The sequence below is a fragment of the Spirosoma profusum genome (assembly GCF_014699005.1).
Classification (GTDB): domain Bacteria; phylum Bacteroidota; class Bacteroidia; order Cytophagales; family Spirosomataceae; genus Spirosoma; species Spirosoma profusum.
This window is the reverse complement of sequence record NZ_JACWZY010000004.1, coordinates 192,182-215,108: the sequence shown is the minus strand read 5'-3', so window position 1 is coordinate 215,108 and position 22,927 is coordinate 192,182. Positions and strand designations below refer to the sequence as shown.

Annotated in this window: 15 protein-coding genes; 9 read left to right on the top strand and 6 right to left on the bottom strand. The window is 48.1% G+C overall.

The genetic code is table 11. The features are described 5' to 3' along the window. Positions 1-53 precede the first annotated feature (53 nt). On the bottom strand, positions 54-467 hold the full coding sequence (locus tag IC229_RS07280) for a VOC family protein (RefSeq protein WP_190886284.1): 414 nt from the start codon (positions 465-467) through the stop codon (positions 54-56). A 184-nt stretch (positions 468-651) separates the two neighbouring features. Between IC229_RS07280 and IC229_RS07275 the strand changes: the two genes are divergently transcribed. Beyond that, positions 652-1,638, top strand: coding sequence for a GlxA family transcriptional regulator (locus tag IC229_RS07275; protein WP_190886283.1), 987 nt, complete (start codon positions 652-654; stop codon positions 1,636-1,638). A gap of 79 nt (positions 1,639-1,717) precedes the next feature. On the opposite strand, the gene IC229_RS07270 is transcribed toward IC229_RS07275, so the two are convergent. Continuing rightward, the gene (locus IC229_RS07270) at positions 1,718-3,403 is read right to left on the bottom strand and encodes a RagB/SusD family nutrient uptake outer membrane protein (RefSeq protein ID WP_190886282.1); all 1,686 of its coding nucleotides are present in this window, start codon (positions 3,401-3,403) and stop codon (positions 1,718-1,720) included. Between the two features lie 11 nt (positions 3,404-3,414). Continuing rightward, entirely contained in the window at positions 3,415-6,477 is a 3,063-nt protein-coding gene (locus IC229_RS07265) for a SusC/RagA family TonB-linked outer membrane protein (RefSeq protein ID WP_190886281.1), read from the bottom strand. Positions 6,478-6,905: 428 nt separating this feature from the next. Here IC229_RS07265 and IC229_RS07260 point away from each other — a divergent pair, with 428 nt between their 5' ends. The 3 genes from IC229_RS07260 to IC229_RS07250 all read left to right on the top strand — a co-directional run bounded on the left by IC229_RS07260 (position 6,906) and on the right by IC229_RS07250 (position 13,292). Beyond that, the gene (locus IC229_RS07260; RefSeq protein ID WP_190886280.1) at positions 6,906-10,070 is read left to right on the top strand and encodes a SusC/RagA family TonB-linked outer membrane protein; all 3,165 of its coding nucleotides are present in this window, start codon (positions 6,906-6,908) and stop codon (positions 10,068-10,070) included. A gap of 30 nt (positions 10,071-10,100) precedes the next feature. Then, positions 10,101-11,933 carry a RagB/SusD family nutrient uptake outer membrane protein gene (locus IC229_RS07255; RefSeq protein WP_190886279.1) on the top strand — a complete coding sequence of 611 codons (1,833 nt, stop codon included), beginning with the start codon at positions 10,101-10,103 and terminating at the stop codon, positions 11,931-11,933. 150 nt (positions 11,934-12,083) lie between these two features. After that, positions 12,084-13,292 (top strand): acyl-CoA dehydrogenase family protein, encoded by a 1,209-nt coding sequence (locus IC229_RS07250; protein ID WP_190886278.1) that lies wholly within the window; start codon positions 12,084-12,086, stop codon positions 13,290-13,292. A gap of 63 nt (positions 13,293-13,355) precedes the next feature. On the opposite strand, the gene IC229_RS07245 is transcribed toward IC229_RS07250, so the two are convergent. Both IC229_RS07245 and IC229_RS07240 read right to left on the bottom strand, forming a co-directional pair. Then, complete coding sequence (locus IC229_RS07245) at positions 13,356-13,787, bottom strand: SRPBCC family protein (protein ID WP_190886277.1); 432 nt, start codon at positions 13,785-13,787, stop codon at positions 13,356-13,358. Positions 13,788-13,890: 103 nt separating this feature from the next. Then, on the bottom strand, positions 13,891-14,874 hold the full coding sequence (locus IC229_RS07240) for a helix-turn-helix transcriptional regulator (RefSeq protein WP_190886276.1): 984 nt from the start codon (positions 14,872-14,874) through the stop codon (positions 13,891-13,893). Between the two features lie 162 nt (positions 14,875-15,036). On the opposite strand from IC229_RS07240, the gene IC229_RS07235 reads away from it, so the two are divergent. Both IC229_RS07235 and IC229_RS07230 read left to right on the top strand, forming a co-directional pair. Continuing rightward, complete coding sequence (locus IC229_RS07235; protein WP_190886275.1) at positions 15,037-15,708, top strand: response regulator; 672 nt, start codon at positions 15,037-15,039, stop codon at positions 15,706-15,708. Positions 15,709-15,805: 97 nt separating this feature from the next. Next, positions 15,806-17,161: a sensor histidine kinase gene (locus tag IC229_RS07230; protein WP_190886274.1), complete on the top strand. Its 1,356-nt coding sequence runs from the start codon at positions 15,806-15,808 to the stop codon at positions 17,159-17,161. Between the two features lie 237 nt (positions 17,162-17,398). On the opposite strand, the gene IC229_RS07225 is transcribed toward IC229_RS07230, so the two are convergent. Continuing rightward, positions 17,399-17,818, bottom strand: a complete 420-nt coding sequence (locus IC229_RS07225) for a LytTR family DNA-binding domain-containing protein (protein WP_190886273.1) — start codon at positions 17,816-17,818, stop codon at positions 17,399-17,401. Positions 17,819-18,244: 426 nt separating this feature from the next. Here IC229_RS07225 and IC229_RS07220 point away from each other — a divergent pair, with 426 nt between their 5' ends. From IC229_RS07220 to IC229_RS07210, 3 genes are all read left to right on the top strand, one after another. Further along, on the top strand, positions 18,245-19,399 hold the full coding sequence (locus IC229_RS07220; RefSeq protein ID WP_190886272.1) for an SGNH/GDSL hydrolase family protein: 1,155 nt from the start codon (positions 18,245-18,247) through the stop codon (positions 19,397-19,399). Between the two features lie 210 nt (positions 19,400-19,609). Beyond that, complete coding sequence (locus IC229_RS07215; RefSeq protein ID WP_223833901.1) at positions 19,610-22,021, top strand: TonB-dependent receptor; 2,412 nt, start codon at positions 19,610-19,612, stop codon at positions 22,019-22,021. Positions 22,022-22,141: 120 nt separating this feature from the next. Continuing rightward, entirely contained in the window at positions 22,142-22,699 is a 558-nt protein-coding gene (locus tag IC229_RS07210; protein ID WP_190886271.1) for a hypothetical protein, read from the top strand. Positions 22,700-22,927 lie beyond the last annotated feature (228 nt).

Sequence of the window (22,927 nt, the reverse complement as noted above, 5' to 3'; positions counted from 1 at the left end):
CTCACGCGTCAGCAATACATTAATTAATCTATTGTTTACGTCGTTGTTAGGTATTACATCTGGTTTTTATCGTAGTTGAACATCCAGCTTATACCGAATTTATCAGTCAACGTACCAAATAGGGCACCCCAGGACATATCTGTAAGCGGCTCGATAACCTGACCACCGTTGGCCAGATTGGCGAATGTCTGTTTTATTTCGGTTTCGCTGCTGAAATTGATGGTTAACGTAACGGAATTGCCTTTCACCAGGCTTGGGCCAATCATATCCGATGCCATCAGAAGCAAATCACCTCTCGTCAGGCTGGCGTGCAAAATGCACTCTTTCGGTTCAGTCAGTACCTGAGCCGCCATTGCCGAGTGCCCAACAGTCTGGAGGCTTAATTTACCACCCAGACATTGCTGATAAAAGGTCATGGCTTCGCGGCAGTTTCCATTGAAGTTTAGGTAAGGATTGATTTGTGTCATGGTACGTGTTTTAGTATAGTTGTTTTTTATTTATGGGCAATAATTAATACTACATTCGTTGATAATGAAGCAAAAAATCAGGCTATTCACCGATGCAAAAATAACTTAGTCCACAGACTAAAATAAGGGCAAATCCGCCAAAATCAGGGTTGATTCCGACAGCATATTTTGTTATTTTTAACCCATGAAACATGTATCTATTCTTACTCCCATCGGGCATACCAGCCTCACGAATATTGAAGGAACGCACCAGATTTTTTCCGAAGTAAATAAACTCCTGATGAGTATGGGGAAACCTCCCTTGTTCTCAATTCAGCTGGTCGGAATTTCCAAAAAAATTAAGCAGCAAAATGGATTATTTTCTGTAACGCCCGATGCACTAATTCAGGATATTAAAAAGACAGATCTTATTGTGATTCCGGCTATTCACGGAGAACATTCAAATACATTGGCACAAAATCGAAAATTTATTCCCTGGATCGTTCAACATTACAAGAATGGCGCAGAAGTGGCCAGTTTTTGCATAGGTGCTTTTTTGTTGGCTTCGACGGGATTATTAAAGGGAAAACAATGTGCTACGCACTGGCGGATGGCCAGTGAATTCAGGAGCATTTTTCCTGATGTAAATCTGGTCGATGATAAAATAATGACCGAAGAGGATGGAATTTATACAAGTGGTGGAGCCTATTCCTATCTGAATTTAATTTTATATCTGATAGAAAAATTTGCCGGTCGCGACGTCGCGATTATTATCGCGAAAGCGTTTATGATTGATATTGATCGGCATAGTCAATCGCCGTTCATTATTTTCCAGGGCCAGAAGGAACACGAAGATGAACCCGTGAAAAAAGCGCAGGAATTTATTGAAGCGAATTTTCAGGATAGAATATCGGTTGATCAGCTGGCCGATATGCTGGCACTCGGTCGCCGAAATCTGGAACGTCGCTTTAAAAAAGCAACTGCCAATACGGTAGTTGAATATATACAGCGCGTGAAAGTGGAAGTGGCTAAAAAAAGCTTTGAAACCAATCGGAAAAATATCAATGAAGTAATGTACGATGTTGGTTACACTGATAATAAAGCATTTAGAACGACATTCAAAAAAATTACTGGCTTGTCGCCCATTGAATACCGAAATAAATACAATAAAGAAGGGTTGGTAATGGCGTAATAGATGTTTCATAACGTAGCACAAAAAATAGGGTGGCTTTTTCGAAAAAGCCACCCTATTTTTTGTGCTACGTTAGTCGTTAATAACTGTCGTTCTGCTTCAAATAACCAGGTAGGTTCGAAGCTCCATCAACGGCTGTTTGTGGAATCGGGAAAATGCGCTTGAACTTGTCTGTATTCGTTTTCTCGGTCCAGGTGCCTTCGTATTTACCAAAACGTATCATGTCCGTACGACGTAGCATTTCCCAGTAAAACTCAAATCCACGTTCCCGGAACAGTAAATCCAGTGACATTGACGATAAAGCCGGTGGGGGCGTCGTTACGTTACGTGCCGCTCGTACTACGTTTACGTCGGCCAGCGCACTGGCGGCATCGTTGCTTTTACGTAGTTTAGCTTCGGCCCGCATCATGTAAATATCAGCCAATCGTAGAATGATGATGTCCGCTTCTCCGAAGTTCCGACCACTCACCGACTTTTTACTGAATTCATACTTTTCTACCCGGTAGCCCGTGTTGTAATTGCTGCCCGCAACCGTGAAGTCGATTTGCTCGGTGAAATCAACAGCCTGTGTTGGTCTGTTACGTGTATCGTGGTAAAGTTTCGCCACTTTGAATTTACCATCAGGGCATTTTAAGAAAACCCCGTTCCGACGAATAAGCCCGTATTGCTGACCTCGCAGAATGCCCCGGTTGATATTGAAATCGGCTTCAGCTACGCACGAATCGGCGGGGTTGGAGTAAATCCGTAGATTTTGCTTGTAAAAACGAGGGTCTACCGATGGGTCAGCCGGCGCGTAGGCGTTGACCCAGGTCCGGTAATAATCGGGCGTAATACCCGGTCCGTCGGTGCCGTTCGCGTTTGGATAAGCCGGAATCGGGAACTGGTCGCCAGAGAGCGAGAAATACGCCATCCGGTTGTGTCCATTCAGGTCGGCGCGTTGATCGACGGCGAAAATCAACTCTTTGTTGTCATGATTATCCGAATTGAAAATAGCGAAGTAATCTTTCGAAAGCTGATACTGACCCGAACTGATAATTTTATCGCAGTATTCCACCACTTTGTCCATGTCTTCCGACTTGAACGTGAACTGAGCTGCGTAACGATCGCGGTAAACGGCCGCGTTCAGATACAGGCGTGCCAGCAATCCCCAAACAGCCCCTTTCGTCAATCGGCCGGGGCCAACGGTGGTCTCCAGATTGGGTTCTACAGCCAGAAATTCATTTTTCAGGTAGTCAACAGCTTGCTCACCGCGCAAGATGCTGGACGTAGCACCCAGGTCATCTTTTACAAACACCAACCCAAACAAATCCAGCGTCAGCAGATTATAATAAGCCCGCATTCCCCGCGCTTCGGCCAGATACGTCTTCGTAACCGGATCGTTCAGGGTTGGCAACGTATTGGTTGCGATAATAGCCCGCGAGAGCCCTTGAAGGATAAATTGCCAGGTGTTTCGAATATTGGGGTCAGTGCTGGTATGCGTGTGCTGGTGCATGGCCAGATAAATACCATTATCGCCCCAGTCGGTGCCACCCCGATAGGGCAGAATGGCTTCGTCGGTTGAGATTTCCTGAATCGCGAAGTAGTTCGTATGTTGGAAAATATCTGGCAGCCGGGCATAAACCGGAGCGATAATACCATCGGCCGCCTGCCGATCCGAAAGCCCCTGCACAGAGGCTTCATCCAGTACGTGTTCGGCCAGATTCGTACAGCCGTTTATGACAAACAGGCCAGCCAGCGCCAATATTGATATGAGTTTCTTATTCATAGGTTTTAATGCTAGAAAGTGAGGTTCAGGCCAAACACAAACGTACGGGCTTTGGGATAGCTGAGGTAATCGATGCCGTAAGACGAAACCCCATTAATCGTACGGTCGATGTTGACCTCTGGGTCATAACCGTCATATTTCGTGATAACGAACAGGTTTTGACCTGTAGCCGTCAGACGAATGCCCGAGATAAAGCGTTTGATACCAATGCTTTTCGGATTGAGATTATAGCCCAGCGACATGTTGTTGAGCCGGAAAAACGAACCATTTTTAAGATACCGGGTCGATACGGGCGCCGAGTTATTAATCGACTCAGTTGAGTATTGAATGGCTTCTGGGGTCGTATTCAACCCTTTCGAAAGCCGCAGTTTGTAGAAATTGGCGTTGGCTGTGTTGTCGTACAGTTTGTTACCTGATACGCCATTGAAATTGATAGCCAGATCGAAACCCTTATAGGCCAAATTGGTATTGAGGTTAAACTGTTTTGTCGGTAGCGCACTGCCCGCAGCAATCCGGTCTTTGTCGGTCACGATACCGTCGCCGTCAGTGTCGCGGAACTTACTGATACCTTTTTCGTCGAGCCCCGTAAATTCTTTGAGGAAGAACGTACCAATCGGCTGCCCGTTGATATAGCCGTTTATCGTTGCCGACGTCAATCCCGAACCCGAAGCCGACCCTGACGGAATCACCGTGTAGGGCGAATTTTTCACTACGTTGTCGATAAACGTAATGTTACCGCCAATATCGAATCGGAAACCGCTCAGACTAGCGTAGCGGTAGTTTAAGTCCAGTTCAACGCCTTTGTTGGTAATCGTCATATCTGGTACGTTGGTCCAGAACGTACCGGCGGGCTGCACCGGATCTGAAGGAATCACCTCAAGCAGAATGTTGTTGGAGAATTTGTTGAAGTAATCCACCGATCCCGAAAGTGCTCCCTTGAACAAGGCGAAATCGATACCGAGGTCAGTTTGCGACGATACTTCCCACTGAATATCCGGGTTTGCCAGTCGCGAATAAGACGTACCAGCGGGATAAGGACCAGTAGCCGTTAACGGATAGCTGGTTGCTGCCGACACCTGCGAGGTAAACAGCGCCTGGGTAATCTTCGACGGAATCTCCTGATTACCAGTTTGTCCCCAGCCAGCCCGAAGTTTCAAATCGGTGAATGGTCCCGATTTCAGGAACCCTTCTTCGCTCAAACGCCAGCCCACCGAGAACGACGGGAAAATACCGTATTTGTTGTTGGCTCCGAATTTAGAAGAGCCGTCGGCACGTACCGTAGCAGTAGCCAGATACCTGTCTTTGTAATTATAATTTACCCGCGAGAAGAACGATTGTAGCTCGTTTTCAACAGCAAAACCGCCGGGTTTGTTGTTCGCCAGCGTCAGGTCCTGACCCAGTCCCGGATTGTAAATCGGCTCAATGGGCGAAATCGGGAATTTGTTGATGCTGTAGCTACGTTCCTGCACAAAAATTTTCTGGTAGGAATGTCCTAGTAAAGCCGAAAGGTTGTGATCCTGTTTGGCTAATGTGTAGGTGAAATAGTTCTCAATCAACGTATTGCGATTGGTGCGATAGATAGTTTCGAGTCGCCCATCTTGCTGTGGAACCGCGCTGGGTAATGATTGTAAATCACGTACCGAACTCGAATTATCGACGCCGAGATTGAGTTTGTACACCAAATCCTTCGTGATTTTAAAAGAAGGCGAAATGTTACCAACAACCCGGCTAATTGTTGTAATATCCTGGGCCAGCGCCAACGTAATGAGCGGGTTTGTACCACTCTGGTATTTGAATGGATTCCCATCTGCATCGTAGGCAGGCAATGTGGGATTAGCCGAAATCGCACCCCCCACAATCGTGACGGCACTGCTTGTAGGGTTATCAGTGGGCGGGCGGTTGTTCAGCGTAGATGATGCGGTCAAATTAACGTCAATATTGAGCCTATCTTCCAGAAATTTCTGTGATACGTTGATACGCCCTGTATAGCGTTTCAGGTTGCTGCCTTTTAAGACACCTTCCTGATTCTGAACACCAAACGACCCGTAATACGTTAGCTTGTCGCCACCGCCACTGAATGATAGATTGTGATTCCAGGTGTAGGCCGTCCGCGAAATTTCTTTCTGCCAGTCAGTCGATGCTTTGAAATCTTCCAGAACACCACCCACCGCCGGAACCTGCTTGCGATACTCATCGGCTGAAAAAATTGGCAGTGGACGGGACAAGTTAGAAATCCCAAGACTGGATGAAAGATTGACCGTCGAGAAACCGGATTTGCCTTTTTTAGTGGTAATCAGCACCACACCGTTGGCTCCCCGCGATCCGTAAATGGCTGTAGCTGAGGCATCTTTCAATACGTCTATACTCTCAATATCCTGCGGATTCAGGAAGTTAAGCGGGTTCGTAGCACCACCCGTACTCGAATTGTCCAGTGCAATACCGTCGAGTACAAAAAGGGGCGTACTACCCGTCCGAACGCCACCCGGACCACGTATCGTAATATTTTGAGTACCACCCGGTTCGCCACTCGCCGACGTAACGTTTACGCCCGCTACTTTTCCCTGTAATAGCTGCTCAGGCGAATTGATGATACCCCGGTTAAAATCGGCGCTTTTGATGGATTTCACTGCGCCGGTCATGTCTTTTTTCGACGCGCTGCCGTAGCCGATAACCACTACCTGCGAAAGTTCATTAGCCGACGCGCTAAGTGCTACGTTGATTGTAGTCCGTCCGTTAACGGCTATTTCCTGCGAAACGAAGCCAATGAAACCAAAAACCAGTGTTGCGTTACCGTCGGGCACCACGATTTTGTAGCTTCCGTTGGCATCGGCTGTCGTCCCCCGCTGTGTGCCTTTGATCACGACACTACAGCCCGCCAAAGCTTCGTTGGTGGCTGCATCGGTAACGCGCCCACTGACGGTTACCTCTGCCGGCGCTTTGTCGCTACGTAGTAAATTGATTGGTGCAACTGGCAATGGAGGGTTGCCCGCGAAAACTGATGAAGCCCAAAAAAGGCTGACCACCAGCATCCACATCCTGAAAAGAGGAGGGGAAAAATGGTAGATAAACTGCATGATAGGTTGGTTAAATTAAAAGGAAAATTACTCAACGTTACAAAATTACAACTTAGCTATGGTATATTTAATAACAAAATATTAATATTATTCTTTTTAATATGTGAGAATTTTTGCGTATGGATTGTAACCTCATTATCAAGGAATATAAATTTCAGGGTAGTTCACTAGTAAACATAGCGTATACCTAATTCCAAAAAACTGCTGGCAAAGATCGGCGGAGTTCACTTAGAAAAATTACCTAACAGCGTTAACATTTCTTTACTATTACGTCGTTGATTTTGGCGAAAAATAGAAGTAGGTATATAATTAATACCGCTTTTATATGTATCATACTAAGATCTATGGGTACTAAACGCCTTTCTTCAACAACTGAGTTAACAGTGATTTAATACCGATTAATCCAAACACAATTTTTCAGATAAGTTATGAACATACAATCTACCTTGTCTATCAGGCAGGTTCTGGTATGTGGTGTGCTGGCGGGCTGGTTACTGCCTTCATTTCCCATCTGGGCTACCACATCCCCAACTTTCGGTTTGCATCCGACTACGGGGTGGTTTGCTGATAAACCCGTTTCAGGCCAGGTTCTCTCGAAGGAAGACAACACACCTGTGCCAGGGGTAACGGTTGTCGTGAAGAACACGACAAACGGAACGACGACTGATGCCGAAGGGCGATTTAAGCTCAATGTGGCCGACGACAATACAATTCTGGTCTTCTCGGCGGTGGGATACATAGCGCAGGAAGTGACGGTCGGCAATCAAAGTACGTTCAACATTTCGCTCGCCAGCGACCAGAAAATGCTGAACGAAGTAGTAGTGGTGGGGTATGGTACGCAGAAGAAACGCGATTTGACGGGAGCCGTGTCGCAAATTAGCGGTGCCAAGCTCGATAACGAGAATCCGAACTCGGTTCAGGATATGCTTCGGGGAAACATCGCCGGCCTGAACGTCGGTATGTCGCCGTCGGCAAAGGGTGGGGGGAGCCTGCTCGTGCGGGGACGTAACTCATTGAATGCCGCCACCAGCCCGTTGCTCGTTGTCGATGGGGCGATTTATTACGGCGAATTGTCGGATATCAACCCCAATGATATTGAAACCATCGACGTACTGAAAGATGCGAGTTCGGCGGCTGTATTTGGGGCTAAAGCGGCCAGTGGCGTTATCCTGATTACCACCAAAAAAGGAAAAGAAGGTAAGCCAATTATTAACATCAATACCAACATCGGGTCGGCCAGCGTATCGCGGAATCAGCCGGTTTTGGGTCCGAATGAGTTTGTAGCCTGGCGGAGTGATGTAATGAAAAACATCAACTCTACGTATAAACCGGGGCAGTTTGACAATCCAAACAGCCTTCCCGCTGGCGTTACCGTCGACCAATGGCTGGCGTATGACGGTTCGAAAGGCGATCCTACGACGATCTGGCTGCAACGTTTAGGGATGCAGCCTATTGAAATCGAAAACTACAAGGCGGGAAAAAGCACAAACTGGTATGATATGATTTTCCAGAACGGGATGCGCCAGGACCACACGGTGAGCATTTCGGAACGAAAAGATGGTACGTCGTATTACATGTCGCTTGGTTATCTGGACAATAACGGAATTATCTGGGGCGACCGCTTCAAAACCGTTCGGGGCCGCGTGAATCTGGAAAGTAAACTGACTAATTACCTGTCGGTTGGGATGACGACCCAATTTGCCGACCGTGACGAAAGTCCGGTAGTAGCCGATTTTAACCTGGCTCGCACGCTCTCGCCCTGGGGTTCGCCGTTGAACGACGATGGTACGTATAAATGGCGCCCAAACAATGAAGCCAGTGGCGGTAACCACCCCTACTATGCGCCAAGCCTCACTGACCAACGTATCAAAATTACGACCTTGAACACTACGTTGTTCGGTAACGTAACGCTTCCGTTGGGCATTACGTATCGGATGAATTTTACGCCCCGTTTCGAGTTTTACGAGAAGTACAACGCCATCTCGTCGAAACACGCCGATTATGCTGCCACGGGTGGAACCGCCAGCCGTCAGCAGGCCAAAACGTACTACTGGCAGATCGACAACATCCTGAAATGGAACAAAAACATTGGTTCGCATAATTTCGACGTAACGCTGCTGGCGAATGCCGAGAAGTTTCAGAAATGGGATAACACCATGACCAACAAGGGTTTTCTGCCCAGCGACGTACTGAGTTGGCACGGTATCAGCACAGGAACGGCTCCAACGGTGACCAGTAATGACGAATACAGCACCGGCGACGGTTTGATGGCGCGTTTGTTCTACTCGTTCAAAGATCGGTACATGGTTACCCTGTCGTCCCGGCGCGATGGTTACTCGGCGTTTGGTCAGGCGAATCCGCGTGCTACGTTCTCGTCGGCGGCTTTGGGCTGGGTGTTTACGGATGAAAAATTCTTAAAAAGCAGCTGGCTCAACTACGGTAAACTACGTCTGTCGTGGGGCAGCAACGGTAACCGCGACCTGGGTTCAGACGGTCGTTACGTTGCCCTGTCTAACCTGACGACTGGCAAATATCTCTACGTGAAACCCGACGGTTCGGTGTATCAGGTGAACCAGTTGTACGTTGACCGGATGCAGAACAAAAACCTGAAATGGGAACGTACCGCGTCGCTGAACCTGGGTCTGGATTTTGGCCTGCTCAACAACCGGATCGATGGGTCGGTTGAGGTGTATAGCTCGTCCACTACCGATTTGCTGGTTCGGCGACTGCTGCCCGACGTAGTGGGTTTCAGTTTTGTGATGGACAACCTGGGCGAAGTGCAGAATCGCGGGGTCGAGTTTCAGTTGAACTCGGTCAATATTAACAAACCGAATTTTGCCTGGCGTACCAGTGCCAGCTTCCAGTTGAACCGGAATAAAATTGTGCACCTATATGGCGATTACGACAAGAATGGGAAAGAAATCGACGACGTAACAAATCGCTGGTTCATTGGTCATTCCATCGATGAAATCTGGAATTTCCAGGTTGATGGCGTATGGCAGGTGGCCGAAAAAGAGCAGGCTGCCAAATACGGTGTGCGCCCGGGCGATTTCAAAATCAGAGACGTAGACAACGACGGAAAATACACCAACGCCGACAAGGTTTTCCAGGGATATACAAACCCACGTTACCGCTGGACGCTACGTAATGAATTTAAATTCTTCCAGAATTTCGACGTATCGTTCGTGCTGTATTCGTACTGGGGACACAAAGCGGCTTATAATCAGGCGAAAAACATCGACGGTTTCCTCGATCGGACCAGTTCATACGTATTGCCCTACTGGACCGAAGCCAACCCGATCAACGACTACGCCCGGCTGTACTCCAGCGAAGGCGGTGCTACCGGGTTTTCGGTATATCGGGACCGTTCGTTCATCCGTTTCGACAACATTTCGATGGGTTACACACTGCCAAAAACCCTGGTTCAAAAAGCGCACATTCAGAACCTGAAAGTGTTTGCTTCGTGCCGGAATCTGGGGTACTACGCACCTAACTGGAATTACTGGGATGCAGAACCCGAAGATAAAGATGGAACGCTAACCAACGTACCGGCTCCGCGTATCCTGACACTTGGCCTCGATATTACGCTGTAAGCCTTTTTCCAAACGGAATTAATCAACATCATGAAAACAGATAAAAACAATATAAAACGGGGTTTTCGCCTGAGCGCATTGTTACTGGTAACAACGCTGACAAGCTGCGATAAATCCTGGCTCGAACCGAAACCGCTGTCCTTTTTTGCCCCCGAAAACAGCTTCAACGATGCCGCCGGATTGCGTGCTACGTTGGTTGCCTGCGAGCGGAACATGCGTATCGAATGGTATGGTGACGCGCCACCGATGGTAACGGAAGCTATTTTCTCTGACATCGCTGTGGAAGGAACTACTGACAAATCGGGGCCGGCGCAGAATATGGATTTGCAGATTACGCCAACCGCGCAGCTCAACAGTGGCGATTACAACAAAATTGGTTTCTACTGGACTGAAGGCTATAAGGGAATCAAGTATGCAAACACGGCCATTTCACGTATCGACCAGCCTAAATACAAGTCGGAGCAGGAACGTAACGAAATTCTGGGATCGGCCTATTTCCACCGCGCGGCCCGCTACTATCGGCTCACGAACCAGTTTGGCGACGTACCACTGATTCTGAACGAAGCTACCGAGCCAAAACTGGATTATCAATCGACCAAGCGGGAGGTTATTCTGAAAAAAATGAAGGAAGACCTGGAGTTCGCCGAAAAGTGGGTTCCGGCCAATGCCGACAAAGGAACGGTGAACAAAGGCGCTGTGAGTCATCTGCTTACGAAAATAAACCTGGCGCTCGGCCTGTTCGACGACGCGATCAAATCGGCTAGTAACGTGATCGACGGCGGAACGCATAGCCTGATGAAAGCTCGTTTTGGGGCTACCGGTGGTGATGCAACCAGGAACGTGATCTGGGATTTGCACCGCCCGGAAAACAAGTCGATACCAACCAACCGCGAAGGAATTATGATGGTGATCGACCGACTATTGATTGACGGCAATGCTGATGGAGGCATTCAGTTGATGCGTAACACCGTACCGTTCTGGTTCAATAACATCAATACGCCAAACGGAAACCGGGGGACCATCGATACGTATGCCATTGAAATTGACCAGGTTAATCAATTTGGCCGGGGTATTGGTCGGGTACGGCCGACCCGGTATTCGACGCATAGCGTTTGGGACGATCCGAAAGATTTGCGTCACGCGCCCGGCAACTGGATGCGTATGGAGGATTTAGTATATAACAATCCGGCCATCAAAGGGAAGGATACGTATTACGGCAAAAAACTTCAGCTACGTACCGACGCCGGTGCCCTGCTCACCATCGATACGATACGTTGCTGGTTCGACTGGCCTCATTACAAACTGTATATTCCTGATCCAGAGCGCGTTCAGGCAACGGGTGGGCATACGGACTGGTACGTTTTCCGATTGGCCGAAACGTATCTGCTACGTGCCGAAGCCTATTTCTGGAAAGGCGATTTAGCCAATGCCGCCAACGATCTGAATCAGGTGAGAACCCGCGCGGGTTGTAGTCCACTGACGTCGGATAAAATCAACATCGGTACCATTCTGGACGAACGTGCCCGTGAGCTATATTTTGAGGAACCCCGCAAAACCGAGTTGACACGTATCGCCTACATTCTGGCGCAGACGGGCAAACCGGCTTACAACGGGAAAACTTACAGCCTGACGAATTTTTCGGATAATAACTTTTTCTATGACCGCATCATGGAGAAGAGCAATTTCTACAACAAGGGCGTAATTACGCGGCACGGCGATGAATACAAACTGAGCCCATACCACGTATTGTGGCCGATTCCACAAAGTGCCATCGACGGAAATTCGAAAGGCCGGATCAATCAGAACAAGGGGTACGCTGGCTACGAACTGAACGTACCGGCTCTGACCGAATTGCCTAAATAATAGGGCGTTTGCGACACGTATCGCAATCAAAAAAACGTATCTTGTCGTTCAATCTATTCACCCGTATTTCGCTACGTAAAAAATGGCGACGTACGGGTGATTTTTTGGCGTTTGAACCAACAAGCTGACCCATTTTGAGTTGTCTTTACTATGCAAACCCAATCTCTCACCCCTCCCCGGAATAGGGCCGACCTGTTCGAATCGCCCGATTTCTACTGTCTTGACGATCTTTTAACGGCTGAACACAAACTGGTTCGGTCAGCCGTGCGCGATTTTGTGAAACGAGAGATTACGCCCATTGCCGAAGAGTATGCGCAACGGGGCGAATTTCCGGAACATATTGTCCGAAAATTTGGGAAAATCGGTGTATTTGGGTCGACGCTTCCGACTGAATATGGCGGGGGAGGGCTGGACCAGATTTCGTATGGGCTGATGACGCAGGAAATCGAACGGGGCGATTCAGGGATGCGCTCGTGCGTATCGGTGCAAAGTTCGCTGGTGATGTTTCCTATTTTTACGTTTGGCAGCGAGGAACAGAAGAAAAAATACCTACCGAAACTGGCAAAAGGTGAACTGCTGGGATGTTTTGGCCTCACTGAACCCAATCACGGCTCCGACCCCGGTGGTATGGAAGCCAACTTCATCGAACGTAGCGATTACTACCTACTGAACGGTTCGAAACTCTGGATTACAAACGCCAACATCGCCGATATTGCCATTGTATGGGCACGTAACGATCAGGGCAAAGTGAGGGCACTGATTGTTGAACGAGGCATGGAAGGGTTCACTACGAATGAAATCAAAAACAAGTGGTCGCTACGTGCCAGCAGCACGGGTGAACTGATTTTCAGGGATGTGCAGGTGCCCAAAAAGAATTTGCTGCCCAATGCGTTTGGTCTGAAAAGCGCCTTGAAATGTCTGGAACAGGCTCGTTACGGCATCTGCTGGGGGGCGCTTGGAGCCGCCATGGAGTGTTATGAAATAGCCCGTCGCTATGCTCTCGAACGTATTCAGTTCAATAAACCCATCGCCAGTTTTCAGTTGGTGCAGAAAAAACTGGCCGAAATGCTGACCGATATAACGCAGGCTCAACTGCTCTGCTGGCGACTCGGTACATTGAAAAACGAAGATCGAGCTACAAATGCGCAGATTTCGATGGCCAAACGTAACAATGTCGAGATCGCGCTACGTATTGCACGAGAAGCCCGCCAGATTCTGGGCGCAATGGGCATTTCGGGAGAATACCCCATCATGCGTCACCTGATGAACCTCGAATCAGTCAGTACCTACGAAGGCACTCATGATATTCAACTTTTAATTTTAGGGGCTGAGATTACAGGTATACCGGCGTTTAAATAAAGACCGAAAGCGTGAAAGAGTGAAGCCATCCGGCAGTTAATCGCTCTTTCGCTCTTTAAAATTCTACCTCTCCGCAATTCCTTTTATCTGATTAAGCAGGGCTTCCATACCATTCAGCGAATGGTTGTATCCGTCTTCGGTGGCGAACCCTTGCTGCGTCCAGGTGAACTCGGTTTGCTTGTCGTCGATGGGTTTTAGGGTATACGTAATCGTCGAGTAATTTTCAGGTTTGTCTTCGGCTCCGGAGAAGCCACTCCAGTAGCTATAGCTAAGTATCTGATTCGGAACATTTTCCAGAACGACACCTTTGTCGCGATACGTCTGATGCGCATATTCACCCTGAAAAATGACTTCGCTGCCGGGTTTCCAATCCGTTACTGTTTCGGTGCCGTACAGATATTCGCTGATGAGGACCGGGTTGGTCAATACGTTCCAGACTTTGTTGGGGCTGGCGTTGATGTTGATGGACTGAGATACAATGAGATCGTGACGCATAATTAAAGAGTTTTGCTACGTCAAAATTCGGGCAACGTACTGACAACCGTATGTCAGTAGGCTTCCAAAGAGCGAAAGCCATCCGGCAGGTACTTTCGCTCTTTCACTCCTTCACGCTTTCGCTCTTTGCAACCGCTCTTTCGCTCATTCCATAGTGCGCCTGAATTTCGTTGGCCAGTTGCCGCATGATGCTACGTAACGTATCGGGTTGCTCGATGGTTACGGAACTCCCGAACATCAGGAGCCAGCGGGCGATTCCTTCGACGTAAGGCGTCTGAAAATGCACCCGAACGGAATCGCCCAGGTCATCTTCCCGCTGAAAACCATAGCTGTATTTTTCGCCCAGCATGTGCCGACTTATCGACTTAGGAAGGGTAACTGCTACGTCGGTAACGGGCATTTCAACACCCAATCGGTCGAGGTATTCCTGAAGCGATAATCGTTCCCGGCGTGTAAATCTTTGTTGGGTATCAGTGAGTTGGCGAATTCGGTCGATGCGGAAATCGCGGTAATCCTGGCGTGTTCGGCAAAACGCAATCAGATGCCAGCTCATCCGGTAATGATACAGGCCAACGGGTTCAACTTCGCGCTGGGTTTCGGCGTCTTTGTAGAGCGAATGATATTGAAGTTCCAGTACGTGATTTTGGGCAATGGCGTGCTGAATATGACTCAATAATTCGTCAGAATAAGGTTGCAGAAAACGGGGTTTTGCTACGTTGATGTGGGCGTCGAGATTGTCTAAATATTCCTGATCGACTTTTTTCAATACGGATTTTATCTTGAAAAGCGCCGACTCGAACTCGGTACGTACCGATTCATCGGCCCACTGGTCGATCAACTTGCCGCCTAGCAGCAGGGCGCTGGCTTCGGCCGTAGAGAACATGACGGGTGGTAAGTGATAGTCCGTTAAGAAATAACCTAGTCCAGCTTCGGCGCCGACGGGAACGCCCGCTTCTTCGAGCGAACGAACATCCCGATAAACCGTTCGTAGGCTGATTTTGAAGCGATTAGCTAGTTCCTGGGCGCGAACAACCCGTTTGGTTTGCAGATGGATCAAAATAGCTGTCAGGCGATCAAGGCGATTCATAAACAGGATAAAGAAAGACGCGCTGCAAATTACAACGGTAGAGTTGAACAAGCATCCCTTTTTTTACGTAAAGGGGGTAAGAGCCTTTCAAGACAGGCTCTTTTTGTCATGCTGACGCAGGAAGCATGACAAAAAAAGTATCAACGAATCAACAGCTTTTCCATGAAACTCCTTTTAGTTGAAGACGAAGAACGGTTGGCGTCGTTTATCCGTAAAGGCATGTCAGCCGAGGGCTACGAAGTCGAAGTGGCTTATGATGGACGTACTGGCTTGTCACTGTTCCGTCAGGATACGTATGACATTATTATACTGGACGTTAATCTGCCGCAAATGAACGGGTTTGAGTTGTGTCAGATAATTCGCTCGGAAAATGAAGGCGTTCCTGTACTGATGCTCACCGCGCTGGATAGTCTGGCCGACAAGTCCGATGGTTTCAACGCCGGAGCCGACGATTATCTGGCTAAACCGTTTGAGTTTCAGGAGCTACTGCTACGTGTCCGGGCGTTGACCCGCCGGAATAGCCCCAAACATACACAGATTCTCCGGCTGGCTGATTTGGAACTGAATCTGGGTACGCAAACCGTAACACGCGCTGGCAAACGTATTGACCTGACTACTCGTGAGTATGCGCTGATGGAATATCTGATGTTGAACCGAGGAAAAATCATTTCGCGGGTAGATATCAGTGAACGAGTCTGGAACCTGAATTTTGACAGTAATACCAACGTAATCGACGTGTATATCAGCTACCTGCGTAAGAAGATAGACAAAGACTTCTCTCCCAAATTGCTTCATACCATGGTGGGGATGGGGTATGTATTACGGGAAGGCTGAATATGTACAATATATGAAATAGGATATATGATGTATAGATGATGTACTGAACGTAGTGGCGCATATTTCATATAGTATACATCCTACATCTCTTACCATGCTCATTCGAAATCGAATAACTCTCATTTTCACGCTGTTGGCTACGGCCATCCAGATTACGTTGTCGTTGCTGGTGTGGTATTTTTATTCGCTGTATCGGCAGGAAGAATTTTACAGCCGACTCCTCTCAAAAGCTCGCGTGGCAGGGCGGGTGCTGATTTCCCGACGGCATCTGCACGATGACTTTTTTAAGAATATGGTACGTACCGATTTGCTCACCATTGTGGAAGAGCAGATCAGTATTTATGATGACCAACACAATCTGGTATTTACGAACCGAAACTTAAAAGAATCCGAATATTACAAAGAAAAAATACCGCTGCTCGACACTACGTCGCTGTCGGAATTCAGAAGTGGCCATCTTGAGTCAATCTCGTTACCATACCGCGACCGGGGGCAATTGTTTTACATTTTTGCCTCGGGCTACGATCGAATTGGTCTGGCTAAACTTGGTACGTTGCAGCAAATCCTGTTGCTGGCCAATCTGCTGGGGTTTGCGTTGATTGTGCTGGCTGGCTGGTATTTTTCCGGGCGGGTGCTGAAGCCCATTTCCCAGATTGTGGATGAAGTGGAGCAGATTACTGCCACCCACCTGCATAAGCGGGTCAATGAAGGCAATCGCCGGGATGAAATTGCCCAACTTGCCATGACGTTCAATCAGATGCTGTTTCGGCTGGAAGACGCGTTCGTTTCCCAACGTAGCTTTGTCTCGCACGCATCGCACGAACTACGGACTCCGCTTACCAATACGTTGGGAACGCTGGAAACATCGTTACGTTACGATCAGAATCCGACCGATTGGCGCGATAGTATGGAAGTTGCTGTAGATGAACTTAAAAAAGTAATTGCCCTGACGAACGGTTTGCTTGGCTTAGCCAAAGTGACGGACGGAACCGTTTCGCTGACCACGATTCAGGTAGATGATTGCCTCCTCAACGCGATTAGCCAGGTGCAGACGAAATATCCGGGCCGTAACCTGCCACTTCGATTTAAAACAGGTGAAGAAGAGTCATTCACGGTGAAAGGGAATGCTACGTTACTCACGACGGCTTTTCTGAACGTACTGGATAACGCCTGTAAATATTCGAGTGAAGCAGTTTCGATACAGTTGCTGGCGAAGGGAGAACAGATCACCGTGAACGTATCAGATCAGGGGCGAGGAATTGCCGAAGCTGATGCTGTTCACATACTTGATCCGCTTTACCGGGGAAAAAACGTAGAGGGTGTGCCTGGCTATGGCATCGGCCTGACCGTAACGCAAAAAATTATCGACCTGCATCAGGGTGTTATCCAGATCGTCTCTACTCTGAATCAGGGTACTCTGGTTACAATCAGCTTGCCCAGCCAGGTGTAATCATGTCCTTACCCCGTTTAATGAGCCAACAACAGTTATGGACACCAGTCAAAAAAGCTAAAGATTAAGCTCGGCTTGACGTGGCAGATAAGCTCTATTCGTGCTACGTAAGTGGCATACGTCAGCCAGTGGGAAGCCTATTCAAATGGCTCATGAAACGGGTTGATTTGCAGGACGGCAGTCGCATCCGCTCCGAATAAGCTATTCTGTCTGCTTTTGGCATTTCCTGACTACTTCCTACTTCTGGGGCGCGTAAAAGATGGCTCGTAAAGCCCTGGTACTTACAGGACCTTCGCCCATCATCTGCTCACATACGTCGTGCCAGCGACGGCGGGCTATGGGCAGTGTAAGATCAGTGGAAAGATGCGCCCAATAGCCGTCGTCTCTGCTTTCTAACCGCTCAACAAACCGGCGATTCACTACGTAGTTGCGGTGAATCCGTATGAACCAGAAAGAAGGCAACTTGTCGTGATGGTATTTTAGGGAGCGACCCAACTGAAACGACTGGTCGTCAAGCCAGTAGAATTGGGAATAACTGACTTGGGCTTCAATATAAATCAGGTCGGCAATGGGGAAAAGTGCGCGGCCAAGACGGATGGGCGGAAAAGTAAGTAACTCAGCCGACGGCTTTGCTGGCTGTTCGAAATAAAAAGTCATTGTTCGTCGAGTTGTTACGGGTATGTTGTATACGAACAAATCGACGATTTAGATTTCGGGGGATCGATTAAGTTTTCAGCTTTTCCATCGTAACCTGTTTAGATATCGACCGTTTACTAAAGTAAAGCTGCATTTACCATGAAGGATGGGTGATTTGATATAAAATATAAAATTAGGAAGACGAAAAATTGCACGATTTCCAGTAATTTGGTGCCTTCTTTTCGACCGTAGCATAATTTAAATATGGTATTGTACGTATCCGCAGCCATTTGGTTTCCCACTTTACAAATTCAACCGAACCGGTATTTCTCCCACTTCTCATTCATCATATCGCCCATCCTGCATCCGAGGCACGTAGTGGATTTAATACGTAATCAATCCGGTATTCAATCAACTCTGAATCATTTTTAATCTATTACAATTCTGATGCGTGCCAAATTAACTTCAGGAACTATCCGGCTTGTTCTGCTGGGTTTCCTGACATTCATGCTGTATTTCGGTGATCATTTTAGCGTTAGCCTCGATTACCCAACCAAAACTCTGCTTGATAACATCTATGTCAGACTCATCAAATGTAGTCTGCTTATTTTACTGGCCATTGAGTTAACCCGATTGTACTATTACGGGATTGTCAAGAACCCTAAATCGCCGAAAATCGTCACCAACGTACTTACATTGTTTCTGCCGTTGGTGCTGCTGACGTTCGCTCTGGAGATGGCTTTTATGTTTATCGAACAGAGCCAGGAGGGAGGGCTTACCCTGGCTTCTCACATCTGGTTCGAAAGGCATTGGAAGCCAGTGACACCTGATAACTACCGAGATTCAATACGTACAGATACAGCAGGTAAGAAAAAAGTGCTGGTTGTTGGCGACTCATTTGCGGCCGGCCACGGAATAGAGACGGTAGATCAGCGGTTTGGCGATATTCTGGGGCATAAACTGGGCAAGCAGTACGTAACGTACAACCTGGGTAGACTGGGCTCCGAAACAGGCGACGAATTCCGACGATTGGCTGAATTTAAAGTGAAACCCAACGTATTGGTGCTTCAATATTTTCCCAATGATATCGAAAAGGTAGCACGCGATTATGGTGTTATTCCGGCGGCATTCGCACCTTATACCGACCTTCCGCGTGTGGTACAGCCGTTTTTCCGCAAATCGTATCTGCTCAATTTTATCTATTGGCAATTTCCACACGGAAATTTTAAACCGTTTGATAACTACGCACGTAAAGCCTATGGCACCGATGCCATCACGAAGGCACATCTTGCCGAGCTCAATCAGTTTATTGATTACGCTCACAAGTACAATTCGCCTTTGTACGTAGTGATGTTTCCGTTTATGAACAACGTAGAGAAATCGGCTGAATACACCGCGCCAGTTGCCAACTTTTTTCGTGAGAAAAATATTCCCGTGCTTGAGGTTAGTAAATTTATCGGCGATTTGTCTCCCGCTGAACGGGTTGTTGGGAAGAACGATGGTCATGCCAGTGCTTTGGTGAATCAGCGCGTAGGCGAAAATCTTTTTAAACTGATCCAATCCGATTCACTATTCAGACATGTAGTGGTTCAAAACAAGTGACAATAAAAAGGTATTGAAGGCTTCCTGTGAGCCAATCTCAATTCGCTCGGTAAAGAAGTCAGTCCGAAATTATCGGGCTGACTTCTTTTATGTGTCAATAAAATTGCAACAATGTTGCAAAAAATATAGTTTTGCTTCCAGAAAGCTCGCTACTCCTTTTGCCGGACTAGATCAAACCGCCAATTACAGAAGATGCGTTGCTGGCGTCAAATGCGTTTTCACTATTTTTTATCGAGTATTTATTCATTGCGATACGTAGCACTCTGCATGATCCTGATAAGCCACTCGGTCAGGGCGCAGCAGCCTGGCTGTGGTGCTACGTTGAAAGGCATCCTTACAAGCGGAGTCGAACAGCTACCGCTGCCGGGAGCCACCGTTTTCATCCGCGAAACAGGCCATGGTACCGTTACCGACTCACTTGGACAGTACCAATTAACGTACTTGTGCCCCGGTCGGTACACCGTTGAATACCGTTACGTTAGTTTCACTACGTTCGTGCAGCGCATTCAGCTTCCCGCCGATTCGGTACGTAACGTAACACTAACTTCGGAGAGCATTAGTCTGAATCCTGTCAACGTAACGGAACACCGCTCCGAAGCGCAGCAACTCCTTCAGAACCAGGTTAGTTTGTCAGGCTCGGCGCTGGACCAGACGCGCGGGCAATCACTGGGCGAGAGTTTGAAAGCCCTGGCGGGAATGTATTCCATTCAGACAGGGCCCAGTATTTCAAAACCCGTCATTCATGGGCTTTACAGCAACCGCATAATTGTACTTAACAATGGCGTTCGGCAGGAAGATCAGCAGTGGGGAACGGAACACGCGCCCCAGGTCGATCAGTTCCTGGCGTCCCGACTGACGGTTATCAAAGGGGCAGCCAGCATTCGATTTGGCTCCGATGCCATTGGGGGCGTTATTTTAATTGAACCCAGGGCTATGCCTTCTGAACCGGGCATACAGGGCGAAGTGAACGTAGTGGGCGCTACCAACGGGCGAATGGGCGTTACGTCGGGACTGCTGGAAGGCGCTTTTGGCCGGAAATTAGCTGGACTGAGCTGGCGGATTCAGGGAACCATAAAGCGTTCTGGCTACGTTCAGACGCCCCATTATTTTCTGGAAAATACCAGCTACCACGAAAACAACGTATCGGGCGATATTCACTACGAGCACAAGAGTCTGGGTGTCGAATTGTTTTATAGTCGGGTCGATACAAAAGTGGGCTTGTTTACAGGGGCGCAGGTCGGCAGTCTAGCCGATTTGTATACCGCCATTGGTCGCCCTGAACCACTTAGCCAGCCCGAATTTTCATACGATCTCCAACGCCCGTATCAGGATGTCCAGCACGAATTACTGAAGTTGCGAACGTATTGGCACTCCCAGGGCGGTGGTACGTTGACCGCGACAGTTGCGCGGCAGCAGAATACGCGACGGGAGTATGATTTTGTGTCGTTCAGCGGCTCGCTCAATCCCGAGTTATACCTGCAACTGATTACGCATACGGCTGATTTGGTATGGGAGCATCGAACGATAAAAACAGCCAGAAATGGAAACTGGTCGGGGAGTGCTGGTTTCAATGGCATCACGCAGGGAAATGTGCGGCAATATCTGTTTCTAATTCCCAACTTTCGGAACTACGGTGCCGGTGTGTTTGCCATCGAACGCTACGCCATCGGCCCCTGGACGCTCGAAGGTGGAATTCGCTACGATTACCGATGGCTACGGGCGTACTTCCTCGACGAAGCTACCAAACAGCCCTACAACACAACGCATGTCTGGCAAAATGTTAATGGCTCGTTGGGGGCAGCGTATCAAATTCGCGATGACTTAACGTTGACGGCTAACCTGAGTACCGCCTGGCGGGCACCGAACGTAGCCGATTTGTATTCGAATGGATTGCACCAGAGTGCGGTCGCTTATGAACGGGGGAATCCGAACCTAAAACCTGAGCAGGCTTATAACGGCAATCTGGTGCTGGCTTATGCTGGAAAACGGCTCAGTGGAGAAATTGGGGCGTATAATAACCTCATACACAACTATATCTATCTAAAACCTGATTCCGTTCCGCTGATACGACAGCGGGGCGCTTTCCCTGCCTACAGTTATACGCAGGTGCGTGCTACGTTCCGGGGTATCGATGCCAGCCTGACCTATAAACTAAGCAATCGCCTGACAATAACGACCAAAAATTCATTGCTCTTTGCCCGTAACCAGACTGATAACGATTACCTCGTTTTTATTCCGCCGAATCGTTCCGACAACAGCCTGCGTTACGATTGGAATACGACCAATCAGACACGTTTATCGAACCTATATGTTTCAGTAAGTGGCTTATACGTAGCACAGCAACGACGAGTCCCGGAAGTAATGGCTCGTCAGGAGAATGGTCAGCTCATTTTCACCGGCGATTTTGCCCCGCCACCGCCTGCTTATTTTCTGGTAGGGGCTGAGTTCGGTTTCACAACGCAGGTCGGAAAACAAACCATGAACGTAATTCTTACCGGCTCGAATCTGATGAACGTAGCATACCGCGATTACCTCAATCGTTTCCGCTACTTCGCCGATGAACCGGGACGTAACATCAGCCTGAAAGTAAAACTCCCTTTTTCAATCAGCCAGCGTAGTTGACCTATGCCGGGAATCAACGTAGTATTCCATGCAAAATTCCTCCCCTGAAATCAGGGCTGGGGTAGGATGCTACGTTGCCCATCGCAAATCCTAATTCACATAATCAATAATCCAAGTGTTATGAAATCCATCAAACAATCGCTCTGGGCCGTTTTAGCTATGTCTGTATTAGCGGGAGCCTGTAAAAAAGACGAACAGAACGTAACGCCCACTGATGACAACGAAGCGATTACCACTGCTACGTTGCAGCTTGTTAACAAAGCCAACGCCAGCGAAGTGGTTACAGCAACCATCGAAAATCTGAACACCAGCGCTGATTTCAGCAAAGCAACGCTTACTCTGAAGGCAAACACTACGTATTCGGGCACTATTCAATTGGTTAACAAAACGAAAACGCCCACGATCGATGTAAGTGCCGAAATTAAATCAGAGCAGAACGAACACCTGCTGGTTTACACGCCTTCGGTTGCTACGTTGCTAACGGTTACGATTACTGATAAAGACACCAATCCGTCGCCTGGCCCTTACCCGGTTGGCCTTACATTCGACCTGAAAACCAATGCCGTAGCCACCGGAAAGCTCAACGTACGCCTTCGGCATCAGCCGGGCGCTAAAAACGGTACGCAAACGCCCGGCACCGACGATTTGAATACTGATTTTTCTGTTGTGATTCAGTAGTGAAAGAGTAATAAGATGATTGATGAGTGGGCTGGCGCAAGATTATTGCTGACGTGTCAGCCCAATCATCACTCATCGTTTATCGCTCATCACTTAATATCCGGTATATTTTTTTACATATTAAACAACTTGATTGTTGCTAAAACTTTGGGATTTTGACTTAGATGTAACCGAACTCACTTGTTAAAAATGACCTATTGATAAGTTGGACGTCTCAATAAGGCGTAT

Bases quoted from the DNA above. Each gene is read 5' to 3' on its own strand.
- IC229_RS07270 (WP_190886282.1), bottom strand. From the start codon at position 3,403: ATGAATAAGAAACTCATATCAATATTGGCGCTGGCTGGCCTGTTTGTC.
- IC229_RS07275 (WP_190886283.1), top strand. From the start codon at position 652: ATGAAACATGTATCTATTCTTACTCCCATCGGGCATACCAGCCTCACG.
- IC229_RS07250 (WP_190886278.1), top strand. From the start codon at position 12,084: ATGCAAACCCAATCTCTCACCCCTCCCCGGAATAGGGCCGACCTGTTC.
- IC229_RS07230 (WP_190886274.1), top strand. From the start codon at position 15,806: ATGCTCATTCGAAATCGAATAACTCTCATTTTCACGCTGTTGGCTACG.
- IC229_RS07220 (WP_190886272.1), top strand. From the start codon at position 18,245: ATGCGTGCCAAATTAACTTCAGGAACTATCCGGCTTGTTCTGCTGGGT.
- IC229_RS07240 (WP_190886276.1), bottom strand. From the start codon at position 14,874: ATGAATCGCCTTGATCGCCTGACAGCTATTTTGATCCATCTGCAAACC.
- IC229_RS07215 (WP_223833901.1), top strand. From the start codon at position 19,610: ATGCGTTTTCACTATTTTTTATCGAGTATTTATTCATTGCGATACGTA.
- IC229_RS07265 (WP_190886281.1), bottom strand. From the start codon at position 6,477: ATGCAGTTTATCTACCATTTTTCCCCTCCTCTTTTCAGGATGTGGATG.
- IC229_RS07225 (WP_190886273.1), bottom strand. From the start codon at position 17,818: ATGACTTTTTATTTCGAACAGCCAGCAAAGCCGTCGGCTGAGTTACTT.
- IC229_RS07235 (WP_190886275.1), top strand. From the start codon at position 15,037: ATGAAACTCCTTTTAGTTGAAGACGAAGAACGGTTGGCGTCGTTTATC.
- IC229_RS07210 (WP_190886271.1), top strand. From the start codon at position 22,142: ATGAAATCCATCAAACAATCGCTCTGGGCCGTTTTAGCTATGTCTGTA.
- IC229_RS07280 (WP_190886284.1), bottom strand. From the start codon at position 467: ATGACACAAATCAATCCTTACCTAAACTTCAATGGAAACTGCCGCGAA.
- IC229_RS07255 (WP_190886279.1), top strand. From the start codon at position 10,101: ATGAAAACAGATAAAAACAATATAAAACGGGGTTTTCGCCTGAGCGCA.
- IC229_RS07245 (WP_190886277.1), bottom strand. From the start codon at position 13,787: ATGCGTCACGATCTCATTGTATCTCAGTCCATCAACATCAACGCCAGC.
- IC229_RS07260 (WP_190886280.1), top strand. From the start codon at position 6,906: ATGAACATACAATCTACCTTGTCTATCAGGCAGGTTCTGGTATGTGGT.